This window comes from Psychromicrobium ferritrahens (assembly GCF_043789415.1).
GTDB lineage: Bacteria > Actinomycetota > Actinomycetes > Actinomycetales > Micrococcaceae > Renibacterium.
Window position 1 is genome coordinate 1,827,635 of sequence record NZ_JBDLLW010000001.1, and the last position, 16,127, is coordinate 1,843,761.

Consider the following 16,127-nt stretch of genomic DNA (forward strand, 5'->3'; position numbering starts at 1 on the left):
TTGATACGCTAGCCGCGTGAGCATTCCGCCGCGAACCGGCTACCTTGAGTCCGACGTCCCGCTGGCTTTCGCTCATCGCGGTTTCTCACCGCGCGGAACCGCCATAGAGAATTCGCTGAGCGCCTTTCAGGCGGCCACTGAGCAGGGTTTCAGCTATCTGGAAACCGATCTTCGGACCTCTGCGGACGGTGTCTTAATGGTCTTCCACGATCTGAAGCTGGACCGCGCCACCAATGGCAAAGGGAAGCTTTCACGTCGCAGCGCGGCGGAGCTCTCAAACCTGCTGATCGGGGGAAGCGAAGCGATCCCCAGCTTCGAGGAAATGGTGCTGACCTTCCCCGAAGCCCGGATCAATTTCGATATCAAGGACGCCGCGTCGGTGGAGCCGCTCATCGAGGTGATTGAGAAGCACTCCTTGCACCACCGGATCTGCGTCGCTTCCTTCGCCGATCGACGGCGTCGGGCGGTGCTCAGGAGGCTCAGCCAGGCGACCACTAGCTCCGGCGGAATGGCGTCGATAGCAGCTTTTGTCCTGCTGTCCGGGTGGCTGCCACGAGGGCTGATGCGCGGCGTGCTGCACGATGTGGATTGCTTGCAGTTACCGGTCAGCTGGGGAATCTTCCGATTGATCACTGAGAAATCGGTCCAGCGAGCCCACGCCCTGGGCCTGAAGATGCACGCCTGGACGATCAATGACAAACAGCAGATGCACGCGCTCTTCGATCTCGGTGTGGACGGCGTGATGACCGATAGGGCCGATTTGCTGGCCGAAGTGATGCGGGAGCGGGGCTACTGGTGAGGCCGCCCACCGGCTCAAGTCGCTACTCGGAGGACTGGTACGGGCAACAACTGACGGAGCAGGCCTTCTCGGACATCGAATTCGTCGATCTGGACCTCACTGAAGTTCGAGGTGACGGCACGGTGTTCGAGAAATGCACCTTCCGCCGAGCCAAGTTCAATGCCTCGGTGTTCACTGACAGCGCTTTCACCAATTGCACCTTCATCGGCTGCAATTTCTTCGACGCCCTGCTGGAGCGCTGTAAATTCGTCGGCAGCGTTTTCGAGCTGTGCAGCTTCGACATCCTGAAGGTGAAGGGCGGGAACTGGTCTTTTGTCGGGTTGCCCGGTGCCAAACTGGGCTCGGCGTCTTTTCAGAACGTGCGGATGGTGGAAGCCGATCTGAGGGGAGCTGTCTGTGCAGGAGGAGTTTTCCGCGAAGTGGACTTCGGTGCGGCAGAGCTCAGCCGGGCGGACTTCACCGAGGCCGATCTGCGCGGTTCGATACTGAACTCATTGAACCCGAGCGAAACGGAGATTCGCGGCGCGATCGTCGATCTGCCGCAAGCCGTCGTGCTGGCTGGGAACCTGGGCCTGGATATCCGGGATGAGCGAGATTTCCCCGCAGCGCGATAGCGAGCGGCTGCCGTTTTCCGATGTTTTTTCCCACCTCGCCTGTGCAGAATTCTTCGCCGAATCAAACCGGCCGCGGGGAAATGGCAGGATGGAAACATGCGTGTTCTGATTGCTCCGGATAAATTCAAGGGAACCCTGAGCGCGGTGGAGGCGGCTTCGGCGATCTCCGAAGGGGTGCTGCGGGTCTACCCCGAGGCGGTCACTACGGTGTTGCCGATGGCGGACGGCGGTGAGGGCACCGTTGATGCCGCAGTTGCCGCTGGCTTCGAGGAGCGGCTGAACGCCGTCGTCGGCCCGATTCTGCGACCCACCGGCGCGGTCTGGGCGGTGCAGGGCAGCCGGGCAGTGATTGAAACCGCGCAGGCCAGTGGGCTATTGCTCACCGAGCCCACGCCGGAGAATGCGCTGCGGGCGCACAGCTACGGCTGCGGTCAGCTGATCGCCGCTGCTCTGGACGCCGGAGCGACCGAGATCGTGCTGGGGCTGGGCGGCTCGGCGATGACCGACGGCGGAACCGGGGCTTTACGGGCTCTGGGGCTCAAACTGCTCGACGTCAACGGAGCCATCGTGCCCTTGGGTGGTGGCTCCCTGGCCGAGGTGGTGGCGATCGATGCGAGTGGGCTCGACCCCCGGCTGGCCGGAGTGCGCTTCCGGATTGCCGTGGATGTGGATAACCCCTTGTACGGTCCGCGGGGCGCGGCTCAGGTCTTTGCCGCGCAGAAGGGTGCCGATGCTGATGGCGTGGAACTGCTCGACACCGGATTGCGAAACCTGGCCTCCTTGCTCCGGGAGAGCTACGGCTGGGATTCCGACGTCGCCGGAGCCGGTGCGGCGGGTGGCTTCCCGGCGTCGTTCTTGGCTCTCTCCGGAGGGCTGATTGGCGAGGCGAGTATTGAATCCGGGGCTGAGTTGGTTGCCGAGTTCCTGGGATTGCGCGAGAAACTCGCTGAGACAGATCTGGTGATCACCGGTGAGGGCAGCGTGGACGAGCAGTCCCTCGCCGGGAAGACCCCGATCGGGGTGGCTCGAGCCGCGCAAGCCCTCGGCGTCCCGGTGGTACTGGTGGCGGGCCAGCTGAGTGTCTCCTTCGAAGCGCTCACCGAACTCGGAGTGGTGGCTGCGGCCTCCGCCGCGGAAAGCGCGCGCAGTGCGGAATTGGCGATGGCCGAACCCGAACGCTATTTGCGTCAGGCCACCGAAAACGCCCTCAATGGGATCTAAGCCCCATCGAGTGTGCAGATCTACACGTTAAGACCCGATCTTAAGGTGTAGATCTGCACACTCGATGATTAAGCGGGCTCCGAGGAAGCGGAGCGGAGCCGGAGCAGCGCCCGCATACCGTGGTAGATCAGCAGGGCCGCCGCGGTGCCCAAGGCGATGCCGGCGAATTGCAGCTCACCGATATTCCAGGTGTAGTTGGCGATGCCAATAATCAGTGCGACGGCGGCGGTGGTCAGATTCACCGGGTCGCCGAAGTCCACTTTGTTCTGCACCCAGATCCGCACCCCGAGCACGCCGATCATGCCGTAGAGCATGGTGGCTGCCCCGCCCAGCACCCCGGCTGGCACGGTGGCGATCAGCGCGCCGAACTTGGGTGAGAAACTGAGCAGCAGCGCGGCGATCGCCGCCACCCAGTAGGCCGCAGTGGAATACACCCGGGTAGCCGCCATCACGCCGATGTTCTCCGCATAGGTCGTGGTGCCGGAGCCCCCGCCGAAACCGGCCAGGGTGGTGGCCAACCCGTCGGCCATCAGAGCGCGACCCGCCAAGGGATCGAGGTCTTCTTTGGTCATCAGTGCCACTGATTTCACGTGCCCGATGTTCTCCGCGATCAGCACCAGCACCACCGGCACGAACAGCCCTGCCACTGCGAGATTGAAGGACGGCGTCTGGAACTGCGGCAAGCCGATCCACGCTTGCGAGTCGATGGCGGAGAAATCCACTTGTCCCTGGAAAATCGCGACCAGATACCCCACCACCACGCCCACCAGGATGGAGAGCCTGCCCAGAATGCCACGGAAGAGCACCGAGACCAGGATGATCACCAGCAGGGTGATCAATGCGGTCAGCGGAGCCTTGTCGAAGTTGTCCTTGGCCGAGGGCGCTAGATTGAGCCCGATCAGCGCCACGATGGTGCCGGTCACCGCGGGCGGCATCAGGCGGTTGATCCACGCTGCGCCGAAGCGCTGCACCAGCAACCCCACCAAAAAGAGCACGACGCCGGCCATCACCACGCCGCCCAGGGCTCCAGCCACGCCGTACTGTGCGTGCGAGGCCATGATCGGGGCGATGAAGGCGAAGCTCGAACCGAGATACGAGGGCACCCGCCCTGCGGTCAGCAGCAGAAACAGGATGGTACCGATGCCGGAGAAGAACAGTGTGGTGGCCGGTGGCATCCCGGTCAGAATGGGAACCAGGAAGGTGGCGCCGAACATCGCCACTACGTGCTGCAACCCGATGCCGATGGTCCGTGGCCAGCTCAGTCGCTCATCGGGGGCAACGACTTCCCCAGGGCTGACGGTCTTGCCATTGCCATGAATCTTCCACGTCATGCTGCTCCCGCTCATTATCGTCTCCTCGCCCTGGGCTCAGGCTAAGGATAACGGTTGAGCGGGCTGATTCTATGGGACGATACGATTTATAGGAACAGCCCAGCGTTAGCTCGGGCCGGTTTCGCAGGGAGATGGAATGAGCCATGGACCAGTCATTGATCGAGCTCGGCGTCACTGAGCTCTCATGTCATTTTTTGAAACGTTATGGAAGCTGCAGTCTCAGCGTCGATTCATGTCCTTCCTTGTCGTTGATCGCGAGGTGGGTATTTGAGAAGGAAAGCGTCTCCGAGCGAGATCTCAACAATCTAGTGTTCGCGGCTTCGCGATTGCGTGAAAAAGCTGGGGTGAATACCGAGGAGCGCGCGCTTTTGCGAGGTAGCTTGGCCTTTCTATTCTGCAGACTGATACCTACCGAACACGATTATGCGCTGATCTTCCGAGGGAATCCGGGGATCAAGCCAGCGAAGAGAGATACCAAGCAGATCAGGGATACGTGGGCGTTCATGAATTACAAGCGCAGTTTGCTGTTCAGCCCTGAACAGAGCTACACCTCGAAGTCTGGTCAGACTCTACGGCCCAAATTTAAAGATACGCTCGCGAGCGCATTGCGTTATGGCCTAGGGCACCCGAAAGAATTTAGAGAATTCGCGATTCAAACAGACCAGGCTGAACTCGCTAGCAGACTGATCGGAGCCCCGAATACTTTCTCCACCGAGGTAGATGTTTCGAAGGGGACAGGAGCTTCCGAAGATATTCCTCAGTTCATCAGTGAAACTGTTCCGGATGGTTCGCTCTTCCCTTTCGATACGACTTTCACAAAGAGCTGGACGGTGAAGAACGCCGGAACCGTGCCGTGGCTGAATCGGGCGTGGAAAAGAGTGACTCCGATGAGTCCGCTCTTCCCCCGCTCGCCAGAGCTAGTTAAAACGCCGCCCACGCACCCCGGGGAAACAGTGACTTTGAGCATAGAAGTCACCACCACTGCGCTGGCTGCTTTTTCGGAAGTCAGGTACAAGATGGTCCATGAAAACGGGGAGTTGTGCTGGCCCGATGACTATTCGTACGGGCTGACCCTTTTCATTGAGACCAGGGACCTGGTGTGGATCGCCCGGCGTCCCGGAGACGGTAGCACGCCCTGGGTGGAATGAGCAGGCCGCCGGGTCTGCAGACCGGCACATTGGACGTGTCGGTTACTCGAGGCCCAGGGCTTCGGAGAGCTGTTCGCGGCTGTCGTTGAGGTAGTCCCGCATCAGCTCGGCCGCTTCGGCGGACCGACCGCTCAACAGGGTCTGCGCAATCAGCCGATTGCGGGGAATATAGGGTGCCAGAAAAGCTTTTGAATCGGCCATGCTGTAAAAGGCCAGCCGGACTTCGGCGAGTAGCTGCCGTGAAGTTTCGGAGATTCGTTTGCTGCCCACGCTGTCCACCAGGGCTTGATGGAAGGCCAGATTCTCGGTGGCCACGCGCGACCAATCCTGCCGGAGCGCGGCCTCTTCAGCTTGCCCGACGGCGTGCAGCGCACTCTCCAGTTGACGATGGTCAGCAGGGCAGTTAGCGACGGCGGCGACCTCGATGAAGATCCTGGCCGAATAAACCTCGAGCACATCGACCCGGCTCAACTTGCGGACGAAGACGCCGCGGTGCAGTTCGTGACTGATCAATCGTTCGTGGGCCAGTAACCGGAATGCCTCACGCAGGGAGTTGCGGGAGACATGCAGGGACTCAGCCAACGCCTCCTCGGCCAGCTGGGTTCCCGGTGGCAGATCACCTTCGCCAATCCGCTGACGGAGTACTGCAGCCACCATTTCGCCGGTGCCGCTCCGCTGGATTTCAGGGCGCTTCCGTGCGAAGAGCTCGACAAAATCGATCTCCGGCATGCTGCTCTCCTTCCACGGTGTGATCTGACTGTACCGTAATTCCATTGATTGAAGGATTGTTCAACAACATGTAGTGTGTGTCACATTGCAGCTCTCTGATGAAGGAAACAGCGATGGATCAATCATGTTCGTGCTGATCGGGGTGGCGCTGGTGATGGTCGGCTTCGCGCTGCGACTGAATGCTCTCTTAGTGGTTGCGGTCTCCGGGATCATCACCGCGCTGATCGGCGGTTTGAGTCCGCTGGACATTCTCAATGCGCTGGGCTCGGGGTTCACCAGCGGTCGATCGGTCACCATCTTCGTGATCCTGCTGCCGGTGATCGGGCTGATTGAGCGTTTCGGCCTGCAACAACAGGCCAAACGTCTGATCAGCAAACTGGCCAGACTCACGGCGGGGCGGATCATCTTGATCTACTTGGTGATCCGGCAAGTCACCATAGCGCTCGGTCTGCCGATCGGCGGACATCCGCAGATGGTCCGCCCGCTGATCTACCCGATGGCCGAGGGCGCTGCCGAGGCCAAATACGGGGAGCTCTCGGAAAAGACTAAGGACAAGATCAAGGGCCACACTGCCGGTGCGGACAATATCGGCAATTTCTTCGCCGAGGACGTCTTCGTCGCGGTGGGCTCGATCCTGCTCATCACTTCCTTTGTCGACGCGCAGTACAAACTGCAGCTGGAACCGATCCAACTCGCACTCTGGGCCATTCCGACGGCGATTATCGCTCTCCTGGTGCACGGGTTCCGCCTGCTTCGGCTAGACGGCCAACTCGACCGGCTGGTGCGGGCCGAATCGGTTGCCGGAAGCGTTGAGAACCGAGTCGTCAAATGATCAACTCAGAACCCGTCTACTGGCTGATCGGCCTGGTTCTCCTGGTCTTCGGTGCGCTGATCTTCGTCGATAAGACCAATCCCAAACGCTATACCTCCGGGGCTTTCTGGTCGCTGATCGGTGCGAGCTTCATCTACGGCAGCTGGGTCGCTGCCAATGCAGTGCCGGCCTGGACCTTGGGCATCGTGGTGCTCGCCATCGTGTTCCTGGGCTCCTCCTCGAAGCTGCTCTTGGCTGGGACGGCGCAGACCACGAGTGCCGAACAGCGCGAGGTGAGCGCGGTGAAGTACGGCAATAAACTCCTTATCCCCGCTCTTTTGATCCCGTTGGTCACGATCGCCGTGACGATTGCCGCGCCCTATCTGACCGCGGCCGGGAAACCGTTGCTCGCCACCGGCAGTGCAACCTTGATCGGCCTCGGGCTGGGTGCCGTGGTCGCCGTCGTGGTGGAACTCATCCTGCTGCGGCCGGTGAAGCCGGTGACATCGATCTACGAAGGAAAGCGCCTGCTAGAGGCGATTGGCTGGGCGGCGATCCTGCCGCAGATGCTCTCGGTTTTGGGCATCTTATTCACCCAGGCCGGGGTGGGTGCCGCGGTGGGTGACATCATGAAATCAATCGTCCCGCCCGGCGTGCTGATCTTCGCGGTGATCGCCTACTGTCTGGGGATGGCCTTGTTCACCATCCTGATGGGCAACGCCTTTGCCGCTTTCCCGATTATGACGGCGGCGATCGGCTGGCCGCTGCTGATTGAAGGTTTTGATGGCAACCCCGCGGTGATCTTCGCGGTAGGAATGCTGGCCGGATTCTGCGGCACGCTGTGCACCCCGATGGCGGCGAATTTCAATATCGTTCCGGCAGCCTTGCTGGAGATGAAGAACAAGTACGGCGTGATCACCGCCCAGCTGCCCACCGCAGGAATCATCTTGCTGGCCAATATCGTGATCATGTTTCTCTTTGGCTTTCAGCACTAATCTCAACGATCAGGAGTTCTCGTATGCGCATCCCCAGCAAAGCTGAGCTGGCGCCGGTCTATGCCTCGATCGTGCTGGAGAATCTCTCCCGGAGCTACCCTTATCATCTGGTTCACCTGGTGAAGGGCGAACAGGATGTACGGCCTGCAACGCAGCTCTACCCGGCTTTTCACACCTCCTATGACTGGCACTCCTGCGTCCATATGCACTGGCTCGGAGTCGAACTGCTGCGTTCGGGGTTGGAATCAGAGGCCTTGCGGACCAGGCTGAATGAGAATCTGGAAGCAGCCAAACTCCAGGTGGAAGCGGAGTACCTGCTGAGCCATCCGATCTTTGAGCGGCCCTATGGTTGGGCGTGGGCGGCCCGGCTGGCCGCATCCGCTGAGGCTTTTGGCCGCGAAGGCGATGCCGATGCCAAGCGCTGGAGTGCAGCCTTATCGCCGCTCAGTGAAGCGGTCTTCGGCAACGCCAGGAAATGGTCGACGTCGATCAATCACCCGGTGCGTCACGGTGTGCACTCCAATACAGCTTTTGGCATCTCCTGGCTGATGAGCGCGGCGAAAGAGCTGGGACGCACGGCAGATTCGGCGGTGCTCAAAGCCGCCGCACTGCGACTTTTCCGTGCGGACCGCGATTGGGCTGGCCGTTGGGAACTCAGCGGGCAGGATTTTCTCTCGGCGGGGCTCTCCGAAGTCGATCTAATGTCCCGGGTGCTGAGCGCCACCGATTTCTCAGTGTGGTTCGAGGCCTTCCTACCGGAACCGGAGGACGTCGTCCGCCTCGCCGTGGTGACGGATAAGAGCGACGCTCAGATGGTGCACCTGGACGGCTTGAATCTCTCTCGGGCTGGTGCGCTGTATCGCATCTCCTCAGCTCTGGGCGATCAGCAACTTAGGGAGAGTGCCGATCTGCTGTTGAGTCACGGTCTGGAAGCGGTGGCCACCGATGAATTCGCGTCCTCGCACTGGCTGGCTTCCTTCGCCTGGGATGCTCTGCTCAGCCGCTGAGTGTGCAGATCTACATCTTAAAACCGGGTCTTAAGGTGTAAATCTGCACACTCGATGAAGGTTAGTGCTCTGCGTGTAGCGGCTGGTGCTCTGGATCCACCGCGAGTGCCAGGCTGAGCAGGTCCTCCAGGGCGTGTGAGATCTTGTCGTCTGCTAGTTCGTAGCGGGTACGGCGCCCCTCGGGGATCGCCAGCACCAGACCACAGTCTCGTAGGCAGGCCAGGTGATTGGAGATGCTTTGCCGGGAAACCGCCAGCTGCTCGGCCAACTCAGAAGGGTAGCTGGGGGTTTCCACCAGCGTCATCAGAATCTGGGCTCGGGTTGCGTCGGAGAGCGCGTAGCCGAATCTGGCCAGTACGGCGCCCTTGGTGATCTTCTCCATGCTCCAACGATACAGCTGAGAATGACTCCAGTTATCGTTTAGTTCAGCGTTTTGTGAATACATAATCTGATGTACTATTGAATTATGAGCGGACACAGTCATGACCACAGCCCAGTCGCCGGCGATAGTAAGCACCGGCGGCGGATAGCCATCGCCTTGACGATCACCCTCGCGGTTTTCGTCTTCCAGGTGATCGGCTCGATTATCACCGGATCTCTCGCGTTGCTCTTCGATTCAGCGCACGTGCTGACCGATGCCACCGGACTGGTGATGGCTTTGGTCGCCGCCTGGCTCAGTTCCCGCCCGGCGTCCGACAAGCGCAGCTGGGGCTTTGCCCGGGCCGAAGTGCTCGCCGCGACGGCGCAGGCTGCGCTGTTGCTCGGCGTCGGACTCTTTGTTTTGGTGGAGGGCATTCAGCGGTTGATCAATCCGACCGAGGTGGCCAGTGCGGAGATGATCGTCTTCGGTGCGCTGGGTCTACTCGGAAATATTGCCGCTCTCCTGGTGCTCTCCGGCGGGCGCGGTGCCAATTTCAATATGCGAGCAGCTTTCCTTGAAGTGCTCAACGACGCTCTTGGCTCGCTCGCCGTCATCGTCGCCGCGATTATCATTTCCACCACCGGTTTCGTGCAGGCAGATGCCCTGGTCGCCATGCTGATCGGCGTGATGATTCTGCCGCGCACCGTCAAGTTGCTCTGGGAGACGATCAATGTGCTTTTGGAGGCGACGCCGAAAGGCCTCGACGTCGCAGAACTCCGGCAGCATATCCTCGAGCTGCCCCACGTCCTGGACGTGCACGATCTGCACGTCAGCCAGATCGCCACCGGCCTACCGGTGCTCACCGCCCATGTGGTGCTGGAGGCCTCCTGCTTCCAGGACGGACACGCTCCGCAGATGCTCGATGAACTGCAGAAGTGCGTGGCGGAGCACTTCGAGGTCAGTATCGAGCATTCGACCTTCCAGCTCGAATTAGAAGCACACAACGAGCACGAGCACGGAGTGCACGCCTGAGGCTCTAGTGGTTCAGCGGCTGTATCGCGCCGCGATTGAGATTGACTTCCTCAGCAGGTCGGGGTTAGTGTAATCAGACTAATGAGAACCGTTCTCATTAGTCTGATTATGAATGGAGAGCATCATGGCTGAAGTCCGCTTTGAAGATCTGAATGGTTCCGATATCTTGGCAGCCCCGCAGGATCCGGGAACTCACGCAATGGTTCAGAACCCCTTCGCCTGGAGTGAAGAGAACTAATTTCTCGTAATCCCTAAGCTGCCCTGGCTCTTCGCACGAGCCGGGGCAGCTTTACCTCAGGTTTAAGGAACTCCAGCATGCTTTCCCAAAATCATCACCTCTATCGAGGCCGAGACGGACTCTGGATATACAGCGGACCGCAGGACAGCTTCACGAAAATCCATGCTGACCCAGAGATAGTTGGCGCGGTTGCAGCTAAGCATCGTGCCCAGAATCCAGAAGATTCAGCCCAATCCACCTCGTTCCTAGAGATCGAGCAACAGCTTCTCAGCCGAGGAGTGCTCACCACGCGATCCAATCCGTCTTTTCAGCGAGAACCGGTGATAGAGGTCGTGGGTGATGGCTTGGTGGCGGAGTGGGTGAAGAGGATCGCGGAATCCAGCGGAATCGCTTATCAGCAGGGCGCAGCCCTGACCATCGATTGCGCAGGGTGGCTACCGGATCAGCGCTGGCGGGCAGAAGAGGAATCCAAACCCCAGCAGCCTAAACATTATTGCCACTACGAACCGGGTTCCATTGTGCTTGGGCCGTTTTCCATTCCGGGGAGGACGCCTCAGTATCGTGATCTGCGGGGACGGAGGTTGGCGGCAGCAGCACAGCCGGAGCAGATGAGGGAACTCTGGGGTTATCTGGAAAGCGGCACGGAGATTCTGCCGCCGGTAGAGGATGAGGCTTCGGCGGCCTTAGCGGCTGGGCTGCTGATGGCCGATGTACTCGCTTATTTGCGTGGCACACCCATCCCTAGTGAAAACCACCAGCTGGTATTGCACCGAGAAACCTCCACTTTGACTCGCCACTATGTCCTTCCTCTGCCGTCCGTCGCAGTCAACGGATGAAGCCCGGCAGATTCAGCGAAGAGCACTGGGTCGAGCTCAACGACGGTGCTCTGTTGGCAACTGAGGTCTTCTTCCCTGAGGTACTTCCCCAGACGGTGATCTTCACCAGAACCCCTTATGACAAGAGCCAGCTCAGGGCAGTAGCCCAAGGCTGGACCCGGGAAGGGTTTGTCTTTGTCGCTCAGGACGTTCGAGGACGCTATCGATCGACAGGAGAATGGATTCCCTATCGGAATGAGCTACAGGATGGTTCTGCTGCGGTGGACTGGATTGTGAGGCAGCCCTGGTCTGATGGGAGGGTCATTGCTTCAGGTGCCTCTTACGGTTCCTTCACCGCTTGGGGTTCCGCCAAGCATCCGAGTGTCTGCGGCGTTATCAGTGAAGTACCCGCAGGTGGACACCGCCGAGCCCATCTAGATGACTCGGGCATTCTGCGTCTTGCTGAATTCGTCCAGTGGACCCTGCGACATGGCTGGGGTCGCGAAAGCTGCGACCCCGCTGAGCTGCCGGGACGCGATGTGCTGGCCGAGATGCTCCTGACCTTACCTATTCACTCGGTCTTCAGGGGGATTCCTCCAGGGCTGAGGGGATGGGGCTTCGAGCAGTTCTTGGACGATCTGGGCCTTGATGAAGCGATCAGCCAATGTACAGTTCCCACGCTACATATCGGTGGCTGGTACGATCTGTTCCTCGGCGAAACCTTGAGGCAATGGTCTCTCGCCGGCAGCTCAGCAGGGGCCCTTCCGGAGAAGAGACTTGTTATCGGCCCGTGGGGGCATGCTTTGTCCAGTCCAGACACTTCGGAGGCGGGAGGGCGCGACCACGGCCCAGCATCACAGCTGGCGCTCGGGCCGTTGCAACTGGCCTGGGCGCACTCGATTCTCGACCCCGCAGGCCCCTCCACTGCGCTTTCTAGGGGCGAGCGAGTATTCATGATGGCCAAAAATACCTGGCTTGAGGCCTGGCCAGAACCAGAGAGTAGAGAGCTGGATCTTATTCTCGATGTCGATCAGATGCTCAGGGGCAGGGCGAGCGGCGGGTCAGGGATCAGCCAGTGCACTTATGATCTGGCAAACCCGCGGCCTAGCTTAGTCTGGCAGAGCGATCGGGGTTCGCTGCGGACGAGAACCGATGCGCTGTATTTCCGTACGGAGACCGTGGAACACGGTTTCGCGATCACCGGTGCTCCGAGAATGACGTTGCGGATTCCCGAAAACGACAGCGGAGGAGACTGGATCTGCCACCTCAACCAGATACTGCCCGATGGCAAGGCGCTCCGCCTCTGCTCCGGAGCGGGGGTCGTTGAACCGGGGGTTTCGCAGCTCACCTTGGAACTGAACGAAACGGCGATCTGGTGTGTTGCGGGAAGCTGTCTGGAGCTTGAACTCGCCACCGGCGACTTCCCCTTCCTGGCCAGGAATCTCCCCGGACGCGATAGATACCATGACGTCGCCGTCGAAAGTGTTACCTGCCAGGGGCTGCTGACCGGAGCCGGCGGCAGTATTTTGCACTTGCCGATCAGCGGAGCTTCAATCCCAGAATCAGAAGGAGCTTTCTTGTGAAAACGACTCAGTTGCAGGCTTACCTCGCTGCTATCGAGGCACCAGAGTCGGAAAAACAGCTTTTCGACCGGCGATTGGGCCTGGTCGTCAACGTTCAGGAATATCAAGCCAGCAGCCGAATGCCGAGGAGCTGGATCGGCTGGAGTGCTAAAGCTTCAAACAGCCTGGAATTCGCCTCCTGGCAAGGAGAAAGGTTCGGTTTCGGAGCGGCCCTGAATCAACACGATCGAGCGCGTCGGGCTTGCGTAGGTGAAGTCGCCGAGCGCTACAGTGGAAACGCTGTACCCGAGCAATTGCTCTTCAGCACCGCGGAGAAGCTGCGAGGCCAGGGCGTCGACGTCGTCGATCTGCAATCATTTGCGCTTTATTCTCAGGAGCAGTACCGGGATCCGGGTTTCCCTTTTCAGCCGCTGATGGATTCGCTGGAGATTTCCTGGGTTATTGGTATGAACTTGCGAACAAAGCAGCCGGTCGCTCTGCCTGCTTCGATGGCGTACCTCAACTTTCACCGAGGTGAGCGGCTGAGTGAGCCAGCCCTACATGCTTTGCAGTACGCAGGTATCGCGACAGGGCAGAGCGTGGAACACGCAGAGCATTTCGCCTTGGCGGAACTCTTCGAACGCGATGCGAATACCATCTGGTGGGCGAGCGGCGCTCCGGCGGTGAGGATCTCCGATACTCAGGATTTCCTCGACTACCATGCTATCGATGGCTACGACCCCGTGGCTCGGAAGCACTCATTTCCCGGGGAACTGAAAGTACGGCTTTTTTCGATTCCTCATCAGTTCGGCGTCCCGGTGGTGGCCGCATTCATTGAAGACCCGGTTGAACGCCTTATCTCCTATGGCACGGCCTGCCGACCCAAACCCCGTGAAGCTGCCGCAAAAGCGCTGGTTGAAGCCTTCGCGATGCTCGAGCTCACCGCGGAGGTCGCTGACCCCGAGAGTAACCATTGGAAGGCCCTGAACCGGGGTGAACTGCCTCAGCAGGCTTTTGTGCCGTTTCGCGAAGACCGACTGTACTGCAATGACTTCCGTGGTGACTACCGTGATTTCGTCGACTTACCAATGGTGGCGCAGCTGTACCTCGATCCCAGAATGCAAGCGCAGCCGCTTGACCGGCTGCGGCCCGAATCGCACACGGATTATCCTGTGACCAGCTTCGCGGAAATGCCCAGTATCGAGGGTGATTGGGAATCTGTCCGAGCCAGCTACCTGGACATTCTCACCCGGTCTGGGATGGAGTGCTATTCGGTCGATGTGAGCACTAGCGATGTCAAAAAGGCCGGGCTCTCGGTGGTGAGGGTGGTAGCGCCAGGACTCTACGGAAACCCGCCCGCGGCTTTCCCGTATCTGGGCGGAACCCGGCTTTACACGATTCCGCAACAACTCGGGATGCGTGATTCCGTGCTCACCGCAGAGGATCTGTACCCGCACCCTATCCCTCATGTCTGAAACCGACGGCGAAAGAAACCATGCTCAACCAACTCATAGACCCTCGTACCGGCATCATCCGCTCGACCTTCCGGGCCGCTGTGCCAGATTCGTTTCCGGAAAATTTTCGGATGTTCACCGCAGTGCTCTCCGATGCGGCACAGTTCTCGCCATGGAATGTTGACTCCGCGGGCGCGGGCTATTCGCTGAGGGATGATGCTGCCGCTCTGGCACCCGCAATCGGTGAGGCGGTCGAACGGTACTGCGCCCATCTGGTGCCCCCGGAGCTGAGACGTGCCTCGGTCAACGAACTTCAAGGGTTCAGAGCCAACTACCTCGACCCACGAGAATTCAAGCTCTTCGATGAAACCCAATTCGCCCAGCCGAAGTTCCCTTTCAGGAAATATCTTCCGGATGAGCCCTTGGAGTGGATATCGGGGCGTCGGCTGAGTGATGACCAGCCAGTTTTACTACCAGCGGACCTGGTCTGGATCTCTTATCCCTATTCCCGTCGGACACTCCGTGGAAAACCGATTCTGCCGTCCTTAGTCTCCGGTTTGGCCGCGGGCACAACTCAGGATGAGGCGTTATGGTCTGCTCTGTGCCAATTGATCGAGCGTGACACTTTGACCCTAGCCTGGTCGGGTAGGGCCACTCTCACCGAGATCATCCCTCCGGCTTATCTAGCGGCCTGGGGCGAAGGGGCGCGAAAGACCTTGAAAACCCGATTCTTTCAGTTTCCCAATGAGTTCGGTCTCCAAGTGGTTGGGGCACTCGTAGCGGACCTCGAGCGCGGGTACCTGACGATGGGGGCCAGTTGCAAGCCCTCGCTGCTCCCCGCGATGGAGAAGGCTCTCGCGGAAGCTTTGCAACTACAGCTCTTCAGCGCGGATCTCGATGACCCTTCCGGAGCTTATATGAAAGCTGCGCACTCGCCGATGAGCCCTTTGAAACCGTGGCGAGAGAACAGAGACTACTTGACGAGCTTCCAGCCCGACCTCTCAGACGTCGTGGAGTACCTGGTGCACTTGCAACTCTATCTGGACCCCAGAATGCAGAGTGACTTTCACCTGGAACTGGAGAGCAGTCTGGCGGCGGAGTCGGTCGACTGGCGGCAGCTTGCCGGAGATGAGTCGGCGGCCCACAATATTCCCGGTCTCATCTCGAAGCTCGACCTGAGTTTTCGGCAGCTGGGGATCTTGGCCAGTTATGCTGATCTGACGACGCCCGACGTCGGACGGCTGGGCTGGTCGGTTGTCCAGGTACTCGCACCGGGACTGTATTCGAATTCTTCAGCGGGTCTCCCTTTTCTCGGCGGGGACAGGCTCCAAAAGAGATTGGCGGAGCGAGGGGATTTCACTCGGCGAATTCCGTTGCCTCACTAAAGCCTGATGCGCCAGAAGGAGGGGCCGGTTCGGGTCGTCCCAGGGAGAAGATATGGCTTGGGAAGCTGCCTGAGGGCAAGCCGAGCAGCCGATGAAGGGAAAGATCGCTGAAACCAGTGATGCAGCAGCCGCCTAAGCCCAACGCGGTGGTCACCAGGTATTGGGTCTGAGCCATGATTCCGGAATCGATGTGCAGGGTCCGGTAATGCCGTGCCGAATACTTCCGCATCGTAGCTGCCATATCGGCTACCACGATCACCAACGCTGGATAACTAGCAAATTCCGCTTGGACAAGCCCATCCTGTAGCTGCTTCTGCACATCGGGTCGGTGCAGATCGACCAGGGCGTGCTCGGCTTTGAGGTATCTGAAGAGGCCTGGACCGATGCTCAGCGAATCCTCTGTGGCTCTGGTGAGTGCGAGATAGCAACTCAAAGACGGTAGATTACCGGCGCTCGGAGCGTAGCTGTGAGGGGCTTCTTCCTCGCGGTGAGTGAAGCTGGTTTGAAATCCGGCGGTCCAGCCCAGGAAATCCGCCAGATCTTGGTTCTTCAGCCCGGTGATTGGCCTCCCGTACCAAGAGCGTCGCAGGGTGAGGGCTCTGCCGAGCGAGATCGGCAAAGTCCC

General features: G+C 59.8%; 17 protein-coding genes. 13 read left to right on the forward strand and 4 right to left on the reverse strand.

Annotation, left to right across the window (positions count from 1 at the left end):
• Positions 1–16: 16 nt before the first annotated feature.
• The 3 genes from ABDK06_RS08350 to ABDK06_RS08360 all read left to right on the forward strand — a co-directional run bounded on the left by ABDK06_RS08350 (position 17) and on the right by ABDK06_RS08360 (position 2,634).
• The gene (locus ABDK06_RS08350; protein WP_394940498.1) at positions 17–799 is read left to right on the forward strand and encodes a glycerophosphodiester phosphodiesterase family protein; all 783 of its coding nucleotides are present in this window, start codon (positions 17–19) and stop codon (positions 797–799) included.
• Positions 796–1,413: a pentapeptide repeat-containing protein gene (locus tag ABDK06_RS08355; RefSeq protein ID WP_394940499.1), complete on the forward strand. Its 618-nt coding sequence runs from the start codon at positions 796–798 to the stop codon at positions 1,411–1,413. The genes ABDK06_RS08350 and ABDK06_RS08355 overlap by 4 nt, the downstream gene beginning before the upstream one ends.
• A gap of 96 nt (positions 1,414–1,509) precedes the next feature.
• On the forward strand, positions 1,510–2,634 hold the full coding sequence (locus ABDK06_RS08360) for a glycerate kinase (protein WP_394940500.1): 1,125 nt from the start codon (positions 1,510–1,512) through the stop codon (positions 2,632–2,634).
• A 68-nt stretch (positions 2,635–2,702) separates the two neighbouring features.
• Here the strand turns inward: ABDK06_RS08360 and ABDK06_RS08365 are convergent, their stop codons facing one another.
• A complete protein-coding gene (locus ABDK06_RS08365) occupies positions 2,703–3,980 on the reverse strand; it encodes a uracil-xanthine permease family protein (protein WP_394940501.1) in 1,278 nt (425 codons plus the stop codon).
• 128 nt (positions 3,981–4,108) lie between these two features.
• Between ABDK06_RS08365 and ABDK06_RS08370 the strand changes: the two genes are divergently transcribed.
• Positions 4,109–5,113 carry an NBR1-Ig-like domain-containing protein gene (locus ABDK06_RS08370; RefSeq protein ID WP_394940502.1) on the forward strand — a complete coding sequence of 335 codons (1,005 nt, stop codon included), beginning with the start codon at positions 4,109–4,111 and terminating at the stop codon, positions 5,111–5,113.
• Positions 5,114–5,155: 42 nt separating this feature from the next.
• On the opposite strand, the gene ABDK06_RS08375 is transcribed toward ABDK06_RS08370, so the two are convergent.
• Entirely contained in the window at positions 5,156–5,842 is a 687-nt protein-coding gene (locus ABDK06_RS08375) for a GntR family transcriptional regulator (protein ID WP_394940503.1), read from the reverse strand.
• Between the two features lie 124 nt (positions 5,843–5,966).
• Between ABDK06_RS08375 and ABDK06_RS08380 the strand changes: the two genes are divergently transcribed.
• Genes ABDK06_RS08380 through ABDK06_RS08390 form a run of 3 tightly spaced genes read left to right on the forward strand, consistent with a single transcriptional unit; the run spans position 5,967 to position 8,655 of the window.
• Positions 5,967–6,674: a DUF969 domain-containing protein gene (locus ABDK06_RS08380; RefSeq protein WP_394940504.1), complete on the forward strand. Its 708-nt coding sequence runs from the start codon at positions 5,967–5,969 to the stop codon at positions 6,672–6,674.
• Positions 6,671–7,648 (forward strand): DUF979 domain-containing protein, encoded by a 978-nt coding sequence (locus tag ABDK06_RS08385; protein WP_394940505.1) that lies wholly within the window; start codon positions 6,671–6,673, stop codon positions 7,646–7,648. The genes ABDK06_RS08380 and ABDK06_RS08385 overlap by 4 nt, the downstream gene beginning before the upstream one ends.
• 23 nt (positions 7,649–7,671) lie before the next feature.
• Complete coding sequence (locus ABDK06_RS08390) at positions 7,672–8,655, forward strand: DUF2891 family protein (protein WP_394940506.1); 984 nt, start codon at positions 7,672–7,674, stop codon at positions 8,653–8,655.
• A gap of 61 nt (positions 8,656–8,716) precedes the next feature.
• Here ABDK06_RS08390 and ABDK06_RS08395 read toward each other — a convergent pair whose 3' ends face one another.
• Positions 8,717–9,037 carry an ArsR/SmtB family transcription factor gene (locus tag ABDK06_RS08395; protein WP_394940507.1) on the reverse strand — a complete coding sequence of 107 codons (321 nt, stop codon included), beginning with the start codon at positions 9,035–9,037 and terminating at the stop codon, positions 8,717–8,719.
• A gap of 84 nt (positions 9,038–9,121) precedes the next feature.
• Here ABDK06_RS08395 and ABDK06_RS08400 point away from each other — a divergent pair, with 84 nt between their 5' ends.
• From ABDK06_RS08400 to ABDK06_RS08425, 6 genes are all read left to right on the forward strand, one after another.
• Complete coding sequence (locus ABDK06_RS08400) at positions 9,122–10,048, forward strand: cation diffusion facilitator family transporter (RefSeq protein WP_394940508.1); 927 nt, start codon at positions 9,122–9,124, stop codon at positions 10,046–10,048.
• A 124-nt stretch (positions 10,049–10,172) separates the two neighbouring features.
• Entirely contained in the window at positions 10,173–10,286 is a 114-nt protein-coding gene (locus ABDK06_RS08405) for a streptamidine-related RiPP repeat protein (RefSeq protein WP_394940509.1), read from the forward strand.
• Positions 10,287–10,363: 77 nt separating this feature from the next.
• Positions 10,364–11,122: a hypothetical protein gene (locus ABDK06_RS08410; protein ID WP_394940510.1), complete on the forward strand. Its 759-nt coding sequence runs from the start codon at positions 10,364–10,366 to the stop codon at positions 11,120–11,122.
• Positions 11,119–12,684, forward strand: coding sequence for a CocE/NonD family hydrolase (locus ABDK06_RS08415; RefSeq protein ID WP_394940511.1), 1,566 nt, complete (start codon positions 11,119–11,121; stop codon positions 12,682–12,684). The genes ABDK06_RS08410 and ABDK06_RS08415 overlap by 4 nt, the downstream gene beginning before the upstream one ends.
• Positions 12,681–14,138, forward strand: a complete 1,458-nt coding sequence (locus ABDK06_RS08420) for a YcaO-like family protein (RefSeq protein WP_394940512.1) — start codon at positions 12,681–12,683, stop codon at positions 14,136–14,138. Before ABDK06_RS08415 ends, ABDK06_RS08420 begins: the two co-directional genes overlap by 4 nt.
• A gap of 110 nt (positions 14,139–14,248) precedes the next feature.
• Positions 14,249–15,502: a YcaO-like family protein gene (locus ABDK06_RS08425; RefSeq protein WP_394940513.1), complete on the forward strand. Its 1,254-nt coding sequence runs from the start codon at positions 14,249–14,251 to the stop codon at positions 15,500–15,502.
• Here the strand turns inward: ABDK06_RS08425 and ABDK06_RS08430 are convergent.
• A complete protein-coding gene (locus ABDK06_RS08430) occupies positions 15,474–16,121 on the reverse strand; it encodes a SagB family peptide dehydrogenase (RefSeq protein ID WP_394940514.1) in 648 nt (215 codons plus the stop codon). The two genes, ABDK06_RS08425 and ABDK06_RS08430, sit on opposite strands and share 29 nt — an antisense overlap.
• Positions 16,122–16,127 lie beyond the last annotated feature (6 nt).

Excerpts from the sequence above, each read along its gene's own strand:
- ABDK06_RS08360 (WP_394940500.1), top strand. The coding sequence starts at position 1,510 with ATGCGTGTTCTGATTGCTCCGGATAAATTCAAGGGAACCCTGAGCGCG.
- ABDK06_RS08365 (WP_394940501.1), bottom strand. The coding sequence starts at position 3,980 with ATGAGCGGGAGCAGCATGACGTGGAAGATTCATGGCAATGGCAAGACC.
- ABDK06_RS08370 (WP_394940502.1), top strand. The coding sequence starts at position 4,109 with ATGGACCAGTCATTGATCGAGCTCGGCGTCACTGAGCTCTCATGTCAT.
- ABDK06_RS08375 (WP_394940503.1), bottom strand. The coding sequence starts at position 5,842 with ATGCCGGAGATCGATTTTGTCGAGCTCTTCGCACGGAAGCGCCCTGAA.
- ABDK06_RS08380 (WP_394940504.1), top strand. The coding sequence starts at position 5,967 with ATGTTCGTGCTGATCGGGGTGGCGCTGGTGATGGTCGGCTTCGCGCTG.
- ABDK06_RS08385 (WP_394940505.1), top strand. The coding sequence starts at position 6,671 with ATGATCAACTCAGAACCCGTCTACTGGCTGATCGGCCTGGTTCTCCTG.
- ABDK06_RS08390 (WP_394940506.1), top strand. The coding sequence starts at position 7,672 with ATGCGCATCCCCAGCAAAGCTGAGCTGGCGCCGGTCTATGCCTCGATC.
- ABDK06_RS08395 (WP_394940507.1), bottom strand. The coding sequence starts at position 9,037 with ATGGAGAAGATCACCAAGGGCGCCGTACTGGCCAGATTCGGCTACGCG.
- ABDK06_RS08400 (WP_394940508.1), top strand. The coding sequence starts at position 9,122 with ATGAGCGGACACAGTCATGACCACAGCCCAGTCGCCGGCGATAGTAAG.
- ABDK06_RS08405 (WP_394940509.1), top strand. The coding sequence starts at position 10,173 with ATGGCTGAAGTCCGCTTTGAAGATCTGAATGGTTCCGATATCTTGGCA.
- ABDK06_RS08410 (WP_394940510.1), top strand. The coding sequence starts at position 10,364 with ATGCTTTCCCAAAATCATCACCTCTATCGAGGCCGAGACGGACTCTGG.
- ABDK06_RS08415 (WP_394940511.1), top strand. The coding sequence starts at position 11,119 with ATGAAGCCCGGCAGATTCAGCGAAGAGCACTGGGTCGAGCTCAACGAC.
- ABDK06_RS08425 (WP_394940513.1), top strand. The coding sequence starts at position 14,249 with ATGTTCACCGCAGTGCTCTCCGATGCGGCACAGTTCTCGCCATGGAAT.